The 14,045-nt window shown below is 38.1% G+C and carries 10 protein-coding genes; 8 read left to right on the top strand and 2 right to left on the bottom strand.

Annotation, left to right across the window (positions count from 1 at the left end; genetic code table 11):
* The first annotated feature begins 47 nt into the window (after nucleotides 1-47).
* On the top strand, nucleotides 48-1,079 hold the full coding sequence (gene trhO, locus FW778_RS19105) for an oxygen-dependent tRNA uridine(34) hydroxylase TrhO (RefSeq protein WP_150416461.1): 1,032 nt from the start codon (nucleotides 48-50) through the stop codon (nucleotides 1,077-1,079).
* Nucleotides 1,080-1,081: 2 nt separating this feature from the next.
* On the opposite strand, the gene FW778_RS19110 is transcribed toward trhO, so the two are convergent.
* Nucleotides 1,082-1,813 carry a DUF72 domain-containing protein gene (locus FW778_RS19110; RefSeq protein WP_150416462.1) on the bottom strand — a complete coding sequence of 244 codons (732 nt, stop codon included), beginning with the start codon at nucleotides 1,811-1,813 and terminating at the stop codon, nucleotides 1,082-1,084.
* 191 nt (nucleotides 1,814-2,004) lie between these two features.
* On the opposite strand from FW778_RS19110, the gene FW778_RS19115 reads away from it, so the two are divergent.
* Nucleotides 2,005-2,955: an NmrA/HSCARG family protein gene (locus tag FW778_RS19115; RefSeq protein ID WP_150416463.1), complete on the top strand. Its 951-nt coding sequence runs from the start codon at nucleotides 2,005-2,007 to the stop codon at nucleotides 2,953-2,955.
* 55 nt (nucleotides 2,956-3,010) lie between these two features.
* On the opposite strand, the gene FW778_RS19120 is transcribed toward FW778_RS19115, so the two are convergent.
* A complete protein-coding gene (locus FW778_RS19120) occupies nucleotides 3,011-3,937 on the bottom strand; it encodes a phosphoribosylaminoimidazolesuccinocarboxamide synthase (RefSeq protein WP_150416464.1) in 927 nt (308 codons plus the stop codon).
* A gap of 145 nt (nucleotides 3,938-4,082) precedes the next feature.
* Between FW778_RS19120 and FW778_RS19125 the strand changes: the two genes are divergently transcribed.
* The 6 genes from FW778_RS19125 (at nucleotide 4,083) to FW778_RS19150 (ending at nucleotide 13,954) form a co-directional block, all read left to right on the top strand.
* On the top strand, nucleotides 4,083-6,857 hold the full coding sequence (locus tag FW778_RS19125; protein WP_150416465.1) for a TonB-dependent receptor: 2,775 nt from the start codon (nucleotides 4,083-4,085) through the stop codon (nucleotides 6,855-6,857).
* Between the two features lie 31 nt (nucleotides 6,858-6,888).
* A complete protein-coding gene (locus FW778_RS19130) occupies nucleotides 6,889-8,133 on the top strand; it encodes a fasciclin domain-containing protein (protein WP_150416466.1) in 1,245 nt (414 codons plus the stop codon).
* Nucleotides 8,134-8,396: 263 nt separating this feature from the next.
* Entirely contained in the window at nucleotides 8,397-10,964 is a 2,568-nt protein-coding gene (locus FW778_RS19135; protein ID WP_150416467.1) for a PAS domain S-box protein, read from the top strand.
* Between the two features lie 18 nt (nucleotides 10,965-10,982).
* Complete coding sequence (locus tag FW778_RS19140) at nucleotides 10,983-11,354, top strand: response regulator transcription factor (RefSeq protein WP_150416468.1); 372 nt, start codon at nucleotides 10,983-10,985, stop codon at nucleotides 11,352-11,354.
* Nucleotides 11,355-11,372: 18 nt separating this feature from the next.
* Nucleotides 11,373-12,461, top strand: coding sequence for a HEAT repeat domain-containing protein (locus FW778_RS19145; protein WP_150416469.1), 1,089 nt, complete (start codon nucleotides 11,373-11,375; stop codon nucleotides 12,459-12,461).
* Complete coding sequence (locus tag FW778_RS19150) at nucleotides 12,458-13,954, top strand: glycosyltransferase family 2 protein (protein WP_150416470.1); 1,497 nt, start codon at nucleotides 12,458-12,460, stop codon at nucleotides 13,952-13,954. The genes FW778_RS19145 and FW778_RS19150 overlap by 4 nt, the downstream gene beginning before the upstream one ends.
* The last annotated feature ends 91 nt before the right edge of the window (nucleotides 13,955-14,045 follow it).

Below are 14,045 nucleotides of genomic sequence, written 5' to 3' on the forward strand. Positions count from 1 at the left end.
CTATAACCTGATTATAGTATTGAGATGAAAAGCAGCAATATCAACAAATGGCAGTATTACACAACCGCGTTTCACAAAAAGAATTAAAAAAGCGCTTATTCGAAGAGGCAGAGCCAAGGAAAACTATTTCCTTTTACCAATATGCGTTTATTGAAGATCCTAAATTGTTTCGTGATGTTCTTTATAAAAACCTGGATGAATTAAAAGTTTTCGGGCGCATTTATGTTGCTCATGAAGGAATCAATGCACAGGTGAGTGTTCCTGCTTCTAATTATGATGCCTTTAAACTATACTTATATTCAATTTCCTTTTTAAATGGTGTTCGCTTAAATGTGGCTGTGGAGGATGATGGAAAAAGCTTTTGGGTTTTAAAAATTAAGGTCAGGAGTAAAATAGTGGCAGATGGAATTAATGATGCAGCATTTGATATGAGTAAAAAAGGAAAGTATGTAGATGCCGCGTCATTCAACAAACTTACTTCAGATCCTGAAACTATTGTAGTGGATATGCGCAATCATTATGAGTATGAAGTTGGGCATTTTGAAAATGCGATTGAAATTCCTTCAGATACTTTTCGTGAGCAATTACCCATGGCCGTTAGTATGCTGCAGGAAAAGAAAGATAAAAACATCATCATGTATTGCACCGGCGGAATACGATGTGAAAAAGCAAGCGCCTGGATGTTGCATAATGGTTTCAAAAATGTGTTTCACCTCGAAGGCGGTATTATTCAATATGCCAATAAAATAAAGGAAGAAAAGCTGTCCAATAAATTTAAAGGCAAAAATTTTGTATTTGATGGCAGGCTGGGAGAGATGATTGGTGATGAAGTGATAAGTGTGTGCCACCAATGCGGGAAAGCCTGTGATACCCACACCAATTGCGCCAACGAAGGTTGTCATCTTCTCTTCATACAATGCAGGTCATGTGCAGAAAAATTTAACGGTTGTTGTTCTGCCGAATGTAAGGCGACTTATGAATTACCAGAGGAAGAAAGAAAACAAATTCGCAAAGGCGTAAAGAATGGTATAATGATTTTTAATAAATCGAGGCAGCGAATGAAAAAACTGCATGTATAAAATCAGGAATTACAGAGGCACCTCTGTAAGAATTTTGCGTTTTCAATTGCGGCAGTTCCCCAGGTGTTATTGAAATAAATCCACGCTTCTTTTATTTTTAGTGTACTTAGTTCCCTTGCCAGTTCTTCTAAAAAGTTTCCGGCATAGGAAGATTTATACAGAACAGGAACGCCGTGTAGCCTGTAATATAAACTTGTATTTGTTTGTATAATGTTATCCGGAAGATTCGGATAGCTACTACCGCTAAAAATAATTTTATTCTTTTTTAATTCCGCGAAAACAATTTTATTCCACCAGCTTGCATGCCGGAACTCTATCACATTTTTAAAAGCAGGGTTTAGGTTGTTAATGATCTTATGCAATAATTCTTCTGAATAAACAAGCTGCCGCGGTAATTGAAAAAGTATGCAGCCTAATTTATGCTGCAAGCCATTTTGTGCGCTTGTATAAAAATCGTCCAGCATTCGTTCACATTCATTAAATTTTTTGTAATGGGTAATTGCTTTGGGAACTTTTGCTGAAAACTTAAAATCCGGCGGGCTTGTGCTATACCATTTTGATAATGACTTTTCAGTAGGAAATTTATAAAATGTTACATTTAGTTCAAGCGTATTAAAATGCTCGCAATAGAATTGGAACCATTTCGATTGTGCAAGTCCGTTAGGATAAAAAACGTCTTTCCACTCTTTGTAATGAAATCCTGAACAACCAATATATATTTTCCGATTAGCCAATGTAAATTTTATTTTTTCTTATTGTTTTCACAAGCGATCGTTTCAATCGTTTATTGTTTCAGATACACTCTAAATTTCGTGCCTGATTGCAAACCCGGTTGTCAATAATTGTGAACTAGTATTTGTTGCATCAGAAAATTGATCAGTCTTTAATAATTCGTTATCTTGAGGTATAATTTTAAAACAGATTTATGTCGCAGAAAAAGATCATAGTAGTATTTGGAGCAACCGGCGCCCAGGGCGGCGGATTGGCCCATGCTATCCTCAACGACAGTAACAGCGAATTTGCCGTTCGTGCTGTAACGAGAGATACCAATTCAGAAAAGGCGAAAGCGCTTGCTGCAAAGGGAGCCGAGGTAGTTGCGGCCGATGTAGATGACATGGAAAGTATGAAACGGGCGCTGCAAGGGGCTTATGGGGCTTATTTTGTAACATTTTTTTGGGCACATTTTTCACCGGAAAAAGAGTTGGCCGAAGCAAAGAATATGGCCGCAGCCGCAAAAGACGCCGGATTGAAACATGTCATCTGGTCTACGCTTGAAGATGTAAGAAAGTATGTTCCGCTTGATGACAATAGTATGCCGACACTTCATGGGAAATATAAAGTTCCGCATTTTGACGGCAAGGGTGAATCGGATCAATATTTTATTGATGCGGGTGTACCCGTTACATTTATGTTGGCGTCTTATTACTGGGATAACCTTATTTATTTTGGTATGGGCCCGAAAAGAGGTGCGGATGGTAAACTGGCTATAACTTTCCCCATGGGAAATAAAAAGATGGCTGGTATTGCTGCCGGCGATATTGGAAAATGTGCTTATGGTATATTCAGGAAAGGCGCGGAGTTGATTGGCAAAAGAGTAGGTATCGCAGGTGAGCAGCTTACATGCGCAGCCATGGCAGAAGCATTATCAAAAGCTTTGGGCGAAGAAGTTACCTATAATGAAATTACTCCCGAACAATATCGTGGTTTTGGTTTTCCGGGGGCCGATGACCTGGGAAATATGTTCCAGTTTTATCGTGATTTTGATGAAGTGTGCAATAGCATTCGAGATGTAAAATTCTCTAAAGAGTTAAACCCGGAGCTGCAATCGTTTGAGATGTGGCTGGCAGAAAATGCAAAACGAATACCGATTGATTAAAATTTTTCGACGCACCCTGCTATTACACTATTTTCGAAGTAAATATTTAATCGCATTATTTCAAAGCGCTCAGCGCCGCTACAATCCGCTGTTCTGTTTCTTCATCACTCAACTCTTCGGGTTTAAATTTTTCTCCAATTAATTTCTCATACAATTCAATATAACGGTCACGAATAGTTGCTATCCATTCGTCACTCATTTCTGGTACTTGCTGGCCTTCTTTGCCCATAAAATTATTTTCAATAAGCCATTCTCTCACAAATTCCTTGCTTAACTGTTTTTGTTTTTCCCCTTTTGCTTGTCGTTCTTCAAAACCATCGGCATAAAAATACCTTGAGCTATCGGGTGTATGAATCTCATCAATCAAAATAATTTTATCATCCAGTTTCCCGAATTCATATTTTGTATCAACTAATATCAATCCTCTTTTGGCTGCAAGTTCTTTTCCTCTGGCAAAAAGCCTCAAGGCATATTGTTCCAGAACTTCATAATCCTCTTTTGAAACAAGTCCCCTTTTAATAATCTCTTCTTTGCTTATATCCTCATCATGGCCTTCGCTTGCTTTTGTAGAAGGAGTTATGACAGGCCGGGGAAAATAATCATTTTCGTGTAGCCCCTCCGGTAGTTGAACGCCGCACAAAACTCTTTTCCCGGATGAATAAGTACGCCACGCATGACCGGTGAGATTTCCACGCACAACCATCTCTACTTTAAATGGCTCGCATTTTAATCCTATAGAAACATTAGGCGCAGGAACATCTAATAGCCAGTTGGGACATATATCTGCCGTGTGTTGCAGCATGTATGCAGCAATTTGGTTTAATACTTGTCCTTTAAATGGAATGGGCCTGGTTAGTATAACGTCAAATGCCGAGATACGGTTCGAGGCAATCATCACCAGGAATTGATCATTTATTGTATATACGTCTCTTACTTTTCCTTTATAAAAAGCAGTTTGATTTGGAAAAACTTTTGTTTGCATTTGCTAAAATAAGAATAGAAAATTTTACTCTTTTATTTTTATTATTGAATTTTTCAACATCTTGCAATTATTGATAAAAAACAATATATTGTATTATATATTAAAGACTTACTTTGCTTTAAATTCAACAACTAAAACTATCGCTATGATAAAGAGCAGCAGGTTTTATCTTTTATTGATTATTACCAATATATTTTCGGTTATTGCTTTTGGCCAACATACAATTATAAATGGTTCAGTAAAAAACAGTGTTACCGGGGAAACAGTTCCAGCCGTTTCAATAACTGTTAAAGGGTCGGGAGCCGGCACCTACACGAACGACAAAGGAAATTTTACACTGGAAGTAAATACGCCTCTTCCGCTTACCATTGTTGTTTCTTCTATCGGTTTTAAATTACAGGAAGTAGTTGTTACAACAGCCTCAGAGCTTGTGAATGTAAGCCTTACTCCGGAAAGCGCTTTGGGCCAGGAAGTAGTAGTAGCAGCTACCCGTACACCATCAAGAATATTGGAATCACCTGTAACAATTGAAAGGATCAGTGCAGCTAACATACGCAATACTGCTTCTGTTTCCTATTATGATATGATTTCAAAATTAAAAGGAGTTGACGTAGTAACCTCGTCACTTACTTTTTCAACACCGAGCACCCGGGGCTTTAACGGGAGTGGCAGCGTAAGGGTAAACCAGATTGTGGATGGAATGGATAACCAGGCACCGGGCCTAAATTTTTCGGTTGGAAGTGTTGTTGGCTTAACCGAACTAGATGTGGAAAGTGTGGAATTATTACAGGGAGCATCGTCGGCATTGTATGGCCCAGGCGGCATGAACGGGGCAATAGTTATCAATAGTAAGGACCCGTTTAAATACCAGGGGCTTTCTTTCCAGGTTAAAACCGGGATAATGAATGTGGGCAACAGCGCAAGAAGTGCATCGCCTTATTATAACTGGGATTTAAGGTGGGCCAATAAAGTAAGTGAAAAATTTGCTTTTAAAGTAGGCGCTCAATTAGTGCAGGCTAAAGATTGGGTGGCTAATGATTATCGTGATTACGACCGGCTGGCAACTACCGGCGGAGTAAAAACCGGGACACGGGAAACAGATCCCAACTACGATGGTATCAATGTGTATGGTGATGAAACAACTGTGGATATCCGGTCGAATGTTTTAAACCCGATAGCACAACAGGTGCCGTTTTATGCCCCTTACGTAAAAGCTTTGCCTGCCTCAATTCCTGTTTCCAGAACCGGATATCTGGAAAAAGATATAGTAAATCCAAACACAGTAGATTTTAAATTATCCGGAGAGCTAAGTTATAAGCTAACGCAAAATACTTCTTTAAATGCTGAAGCATATTGGGGAACGGGAAACACCGTTTATACGGGCAGTGATCGTTATTCATTATTAAATTTAAAAATTGGTCAATATAAAGTTGAACTGTTAAACGCTAACTGGTTTTTAAGGGCCTACACAACGCAGGAAAACGCCGGCGATTCGTACAATGCTACGGTAACAACAAGGTTGGTGAACGAAGCATGGAAACCCAGCGGTGGAAGTAACGGGTGGTATGTGCAATATTCTTTGGCATTCTTGAACGCAAAACTTTCCGGCTTGTCAGACATAGCTGCGCATAATGCCGCCCGGGCAGTTGCAGACCAGGGAAGGCCTGCTCCCGGTTCGCCGGAATTCAAACAACTTTTTGACCAGGTGAGAAGTGTTCCTATTTCCAAAGGTGGGGGTTTATTTGTGGATAAAACAAATTTGTATAATATCGAAGGCCAATATAATTTAACGCCTTACACTTCTGACTTCGCGGATGTATTAATTGGTGCTAATTTTAAAAGATATGTATTGAATTCTGAAGGCACATTATTTGCCGATTCATCAGGTAAAATTCCTATTAATGAATATGGTGCCTATCTGCAGGCAACCAAGCACTTCTTCAACGACAAACTAAGAGTAATTGCTTCCGGCCGCTACGACAGAAATGATAATTTCAAAGGAAGGTTTACACCACGTATTTCTTTCGTAATTAAAGTAGCTGAAGATAATAACATCAGGCTTTCTTACCAGGAAGCATATCGTTTTGCTTCCACGCAGATGCAGTATATAAATCTAAGAGTTGCAGGCGGCGAGGCATTAATCGGCGGTGTTCCAAGTTTTAAAAAATTTTATCATTTTAATACAAACCCTGTATATTCAATTGATGCCAATTTATTTGCAGGTAATCCACAAGTAATAAATGTTCCTGATTTGAAAGCTGAGAATGTTAACTCTTTTGAAGTTGGATACAAAGGCTTATTGCTTCAGAAAAAATTATTAATAGATCTCTACGGCTATTATGGAGTTTATAACAATTTTCTTTCCCGTACTCTTATAGCACAATCTGTACACGGTAATAAAAGTGTATTTACAGGCTCACCCGAACAAATAAAAGCAAATCTTAACAACTCTGACTCGGCAACTACTTTTTCAGTTCCTTATAATGTGCGGGGAAAAGTAAATACATATGGTTTTGGAGTAAGCCTTACCTATGCGCTGCCTCATAATTTTGCAATCAGTGGTACCGTAAGTTCGGATAACCTTGATAAAGTCCCGGCAGGTTTCGCAGCAGACTTCGATGCTCCCAAATATAGAGCGGGAGCTACTTTCAGCAGTACCGGCTTTGGCTTTCAAAACAGGCTGGGTTTCAGCGTAACCTATCGTTGGCAGGATAAAATAAATTTTGAAGGCGACTTTGCAAATGGCCTGCTTCCTGCATATCAAACGGTGGATGGCCAGATTAGTTTTAAATTTCCTGAACAAAAAGTATTGTTGAAACTTGGCGCCACTAATTTATTAAATCAATACTATCGTGATGGGTTTGGTAACGCTACCATTGGCGGTATTTATTATGTAAGTATTGGTTATAATATATTTTAAAGCTTATCAATATCATTTTTAAAGAAGTTATATGAAAAAAAATATTTTTCAAAATAGCCAGATTATAAAAGTATCATTGCTTACCACATTGGTTGCCTTTGTTATTTCGTGTAATAAAGATCTGCCCCAGGCAACTCCTATAATTTATCCGCCTGCTAATAACAGTTCCACCTCTATAGGTACGGCAATAAGTACTGATACAAGTTATAGTTTTTTTAAAGCAGCAGTTACCAAAGCAGGTTTAATGGCGGCATTAAGCGATAGTACCAGCTTGTTTACGGTTTTTTTACCCAATAATAATGCGTTCCGTGTATCAGGTATTCCTTCTATCGGAGTTGTGAACTCTCTTCCCCTGGCAAAGCTCGTTCCCTTAATACAATATCACATTATCCCGGGCCAGCAGTACGCTTCTGCCAGTGTTCCAACATCTTTTCCTAATATTCAATTGCCGTCTTACTTAACGATTGGAACTTTGCCAGGTACCCCGCTAGCGTTAAAAATGTCGGTATTTCTATCTGCAAGAACCAATGGTTTTTGGGATAACAATATTCCGGTTGTTGTCCCCGATTTGAAATTCAATAATGGCATTGTGCACCTCGTCGCAGCATTGGTAAGCCCGCCGGCCCAGGTTTTAAAGGCTGCCATATATAACAACCCGAACCTTACTTATTTTAAAGCGGCTATTGTCAGGGCAGACAGTGGCCAATCAGGTTTACATAAATTAGATTCCTTATTAGGTTATGCTGTCACTAATATGACAGTGCTTGCACCAAGTGACGCCGCCTTTCAAACCCTCATATTCGGACTTGCTTTCCAGTCATATTTGGACCAGGTGAGTAAGATTCATCCACCGACGGGGTCGGACACGGCTAACGCCGTGGCCACCGCCAACGGAGCCGTTGCAGCAGGGCCGGCATTTTTAAGTACCAATAATGTTACCACGGCCGAGGTTGCTGGAATTATGGCCTATCATTTTTTAGCAACAGATCAGGGTGCTGGTTTTCAGCCCAACATAAGAGCATTTTCAGTAAACTTTTCGTCTACGCCTTCTTTTTATACAACCCTTGTTAATACTGTTGTTTCAGTTCATCCCGGCGTTATGGCAAAGGCCACTTTTGCCGGGCCTTTTGTAACGAACCTGCAATTTACCGGATTGGGAACTTTTCCACCGGGAGGCGCGCCATATACCGGGGCTGCTGCCACGGCAACCTCCTTGGATAACCATTGTGTAAATGGCGTGTTTTATATAATTGATAAAGTGTTGCTTCCCCAATAGCTTTCCTTTTCGATAATAGATTTACTGAAGAGCTTTCGTTTAAGTTAATAATACCGCGCTTAAAAGAAAGCTCGAGATGTTTGCGCCAGTCTTGTTGTGGGTTATAAACAATAAGAATTATGCTGTGAAAAGTTTAGTGCGGCTTCTGTCTAAAACTAAATCGCCATTACGGTCGTTTCCAGTACAATATTATTAGCTTTTAAGAGTTATAATGAAGCCCTTATTCCCAATAATAAGGCTAGATTCCACAATTATCCATTTTTATGAAAAATTCCATTCAGCGCAGAATTTTAGATCTGCAAAACGGCATACTGTATATTATGTCATTTTGTTTCCTGCTATTAGTATTTTTCATCGTCGTTTTATTTCAAAATAAAAATGCTGATAATGACAACACCGTTATTGCAATAAGCGGTGGAATAGTAGCATTCTTCCTCATTTATGCATTACTACACAAATTGAATAAGAACATAAAATCGGCTGAGATTGCTAAAAACAAACTGGCAGCTAATGAATTAAAATACAGGAACCTCATTGAAAATGCCGGAATTACAATGTACACCACCACTTTTAATGGTCTGGTAACCTTTGCCAGCAGCAAGGCTTCTGATTTAACCGGATATAATATCGATGAAATTATTGGGATGCATTTTACACAATTTATTGCAGAAGAATGGGTAGACGTAGTAAAAGCAAAATATAAGAACCAGGTAAAGAATGACATAAGTGAAACCGTGTTTGAATTTTGCATACGAACCAAACAGGGCGATTTAAAATGGGTAGAGCAATCTGCCGTTTTATTAAAAGAAAATAATGTTCCTTCCGGATTTCAATGCATCACGAAAGATATTTCGGAGCGGAAGAAAATGGAAGAGGTGGTAAGAAAATATGAGGAAGAACTAGTCTACAACCAGGAACTTTTGCAATCAGTACTTGATAACGCTACTTCATTAATTTATATAAAAAATCTTGAAGGAAAATACCTTTTGGTAAATAAGCAATTCAAAGAATCACTGAACGTAAGCGATGAAACGGTGCTGGGAAAAACAGACTTTGATTTCACGGACCCGGTAAAAGCTCAATCGTTTAAAGAAACGGATGAACAGGTTATTAAAACCTGCAAACCCGTTCAACTGGAAGACATAATTGAATTACCAGGCGGAAACAGGCACATCCTGATAACAAAATTCCCCCTCATAAATACCCAAAATGAAATCTATGGAATAAGCGGAATTGCTACCGATATTTCTGAAAGAGTTATATACCAGCAGGAACTAATAAAGGCAAGAAGAATTGCTGAAGATGCAAAAAGGCTCCAGGAACAATTTCTTGCCAACATGAGCCATGAGATAAGAACGCCGATGAATGGAATACAGGGTATGACTGATCTTTTGCTGGAAACTGAATTAAATGATGAGCAAAAAGATTTCGCTAAAACTATAAAACGTTCTTCAGATAATCTTTTAGTGATAATTAATGATATTCTCGATTTTTCAAAAATTAAAGCCGGTAAATTAACCATTGAAAAAATTGATTTTGAATTCAACGAGGTGTTGGAAAATGTCAAAGCTATTTTCAGGCACAGGGTAAAAGAAAAGGGATTAGCCCTTACGATAAATCCTGATACGGCAATACCTTCCAGGTTAAACGGCGATCCATACCGGCTGAATCAAATTCTTGTAAATCTTATCGGCAATGCTATAAAATTTACAAATACCGGGGGCATCGAGATTAGTGTTACCGCAAAAACAAAAACACCTGCAGTGGTGGTGCTTGAATTTGCAATTACTGACACTGGCATTGGAATAGAGACGAACAAAATAAACGAGATTTTCGAAAGCTTCACCCAGGCGAGTGTCGAAACCGCACGTAAATATGGAGGTTCAGGACTGGGACTTGCCATTACAAAGCAATTATTAGAACTGCAGAAGGGCCATATCTCTGTTGAAAGTACTATTAATAGTGGTACCACCTTCCGCTTTACCATTCCTTATGGTTACAGTCAAACAAGTGCCCCATCATTTTTCAGGGGCGAAGATTCGCAAAACTTTAGTTCAATTCTAAAGGGCAAAAAATTTCTTGTTGCTGAAGACAACGAAGTGAATCAAAAAGTAATAAAACATGTATTGCATAAAGCCGGCGCTGAAGTAGACGTAGCCAACAATGGTTTGGAAGCAATTGCATTTCTCAATAAAAGCAATGATTATAACCTCATTATTATGGACCTGCAAATGCCTGAAATGGATGGATATGCAGCTACAAAATATATTAGAAACGTAATGAACCTTACTACTCCTATTATTGCGATGACGGCCTCTGCACTAAAAGGGGAAAAATCAAAATGTATTGAAATAGGAATGAATGATTATTTGTCCAAACCATTTGACTTTCATTTTTTATACAAGCGGATACTGATACTACTCGATAATAAGATTGCAGGATTCACGTCAAAGGTTGTTGAGGAACCTCTTACCAATGAATTATTCGATTTAAGTATTATTGAAGAAATGGACGATGATGAATACTTGATAGAAATACTTTCCATATTCCTTGACAGCACTCCGCAAGAATTAAATGAATTGCAAATAGCGTGCTCTTCCGGTGATTTTCAAAATGCTTATAAAATTGCCCATAAATTAAAAGGTAGCACCGGTCTCTTTAAGGCGAATAATTTATTGCAGGTGTTGATTGAAATTGAGAAAAATGCCAAAGAAGAAAAAACTGAGCTCCTTGAAAAGCTGGGAGAGAAAGCAACTGGTGAATTTAAAAAAATAGAAACCTCATTAAATAAATACCTGGCAAATATTAAAGTAAAGCCGGGAGTTAGATAATTAATAATACTAAAAACTATGAACATACTTGTTGCCGAAGATGAGATAATTATGCTGAAAACAATTGAGCTGCGCTTAAAGAAAGACGGGCATAATGTAATAACCTGCCAGGATGGACGAGAAGCTATGAGAAAGTTCGAGGAATTTTTACCGGACTTAATTATTACCGATATGATGATGCCCTTTTTATCAGGGCTCGAAATTATAAGCGAGGTAAAGAAAAGAGGAGGGAAAAAAATTCCGATAATCGTTCTATCTGCAATGGGACAGGAAAATGTTGTATTGGAAGCATTTCAATTGGGAGCTGATGATTACATGACAAAACCTTTTAGCCCCAATGAATTGTCCGTAAGAGTTAAGCGATATACTCCCAATGAAGCAAGCGTCTGATCGTTTAAAAAAAATAGAATGCCGGGCTTACAATTCTCCGTGTTATTAAAAATAGATTCTTACACTCTTATGAGAGTAATGCTAATTTTTATAATTATACTCGGCTTATTATTTATATGCACACTCGTATTTTTTATTTATAAGAAAAGAATTAACGCAAAAATAAAATCCTGGGAAGATCAGGTATCCCTGGTCGTTAGTACCGCCGTTTTTAATTTGGATGAAGAATTTAACGAAATCATTTCTAAAAATGCGAACAAATTAAAAAATCATCGCTTCAGGCAATACCTTATTAATGAAATAATACTGGCAAGGAAAAGCCTCTCCGGGTCAGCTTCGGAGAATATTAAAATGCTTTATGAAAACTTAGGGCTGAACAATGATTCTTTTAAAAAGCTGCATAATAAAAAGTGGCATATTAAAGCAAAAGGTGTGCAGGAACTGGCTATAATGGAACAAACAAAATATGTAAAACAAATTTTCCGCCTTACCAATAATAAGAGTGAACTGGTAAGGAACGAGTCACAATGTGCACTGGTAAGCTTTTACGGTTTTTCGGGACTGCGTTTCCTGGGTGTTACAACTTACACTTTAAGTGAGTGGCAACAAATACAGTTGCTCAATAAACTGCATGATGTAAAACCGAGAAATTTCGACATTATAAAGAAGTGGTTGCAATCGCCAAACGAATCGGTGGTGAATTTTTCCTTACGGTTGGCAACTTTTTACAACCGCTTCGATGTATACCCGGATGTTATGGATTGCCTGTCAAATACAAGTTTGCAGGTGAAATTAAATACACTTAATTACCTTAAGAGAATTCCACGGGAGGATACAGCCGGAAAACTGGTTGATGATTATTCGTATGAAAATAAAAGCTATAAGCTCGCAATTATAAACGCACTGAATGATATAGGAAATGAAGAGCAAATTGCTTTCCTGTTAAAGCAATTGCACCACAGTGATAATGATATAAAGTTGGCTGCGGCTAAATCATTATCTCACCTTCACCCGTTAGGCATTGAATTTTTAAAAACGCATTTATTTGCTCACGAGGATCCGTGGAAAACAATCTTTCTTCAAATTGAGAATGAGCATATGATATGACCTGGCAAAGAATTATCCTCGATTTATTTAGCTATGGTATTTTAGTATATTCCATTGTTTTATTAACGTGCTATATTTTAATAGGAATATATTCAACAGCAGAAATAAGAAAATACCTCCGTGATAATAGTTCAGCCGACTTTAAAGTTTTAGCTGCATCAACCCATCTTCCGGGTATCAGTATTTTAGCGCCAGCCTACAATGAAGCCGCTAATATTGTTGAAAATGTAAGATCAATGTTGTCTATACATTACAACACGCTCGAACTGATAATTATTAATGATGGAAGCAAAGATGATTCCCTTCAAAAATTAATTGCCGCTTATGATTTATATAAAGTAAATATTTTCATCAATGAACAAATTCCTGCAAAAAAAGTAAAAGGAATTTATAAAAGCCGCAATGCTGTTTATAATAAATTAATTGTAGTTGATAAAGAAAATGGGGGAAAATCTGACGCCTTAAACGTTGGCATTAATGTGGCTAAGTATGGCTATTTTGTATGCGTAGACGTAGATTGCATACTGGAACAGGATGCATTGTTGAAAATGATGAAGCCGTTTTTAGAGGAAACAAAAGTCAGGGTAATTGCTTCCGGTGGCGTTATCCGAATAGCCAACGATTGCACAATAGAAAATGGCAAACTGGTGGAAGTTAATTTACCGAAAAAGTTTCTCCCAAGGGTGCAGGTAATAGAATATATACGAGCATTTTTACTGGGTCGTATGGCTTGGAGCCGGCTGAACGGGCTCTTGCTTATTTCCGGAGCGTTTGGAGCGTTTGATAAAGAAATAGTAATGCGATGCGGCGGGTATAACGTTAAGACAGTAGGGGAAGATATGGAGCTCATTGCAAGAATGCGGCGTTATATGGAAGAACATAAATTACCCTATAAGGTAACATTTATTCCTGATCCTCTTTGCTGGACAGAAGCGCCTGATACCTATAAAATACTGGGAAGGCAAAGAAACCGATGGACAAGAGGAACAATTGAAACACTTCGTATTCATAAGATCATGTTTTTTAATCCGCGTTATCGTCTACTCGGTTGCGTTAGTTATCCCTATTGGTTTTTTTTCGAATTCCTGGCGCCCATTATTGAATTTATTGGAATCGTAGGATTTTTAATTTTTTCTTTTTGCGGTATAATTGATTGGCAGTCTTTCCTTATCCTGCTCGGTTGTATCCTGTTATTTGGATTTTTATATTCGCTCTTCGCCATTTTTATGGAAGTGGTTACCTATAACCAGTATAAAAAGAAAAACGATGTTTTTAAATTGGTACTTACCGCTTTATTGGAGCCGTTTTTATTTCATCCTTTTGTTGTGTGGTCCGCCATAAAAGGTAATATCGACTATATAAGAAAGAAAAATGCATGGGGCGAAATGACGAGGCTGGGGCTCGGGTCTGGTAATAAAGCCGATGCCAAAACCAATGTGATAAATCATCTTGAAATGGAAACTGCACCACGGGATCAATCAAAGTTTGTATAAGGCATTCAGGAAGCGTAGGTATACAGTGTTATTCTTTTGTTTTCAATGCATGCCATAAAAGATCATGAATTCATCCGCGACACCCAACGGT

Origin of the sequence: Ginsengibacter hankyongi (genome assembly GCF_008710285.1) — a bacterium.
In the GTDB taxonomy this organism is placed as follows: domain Bacteria; phylum Bacteroidota; class Bacteroidia; order Chitinophagales; family Chitinophagaceae; genus Ginsengibacter; species Ginsengibacter hankyongi.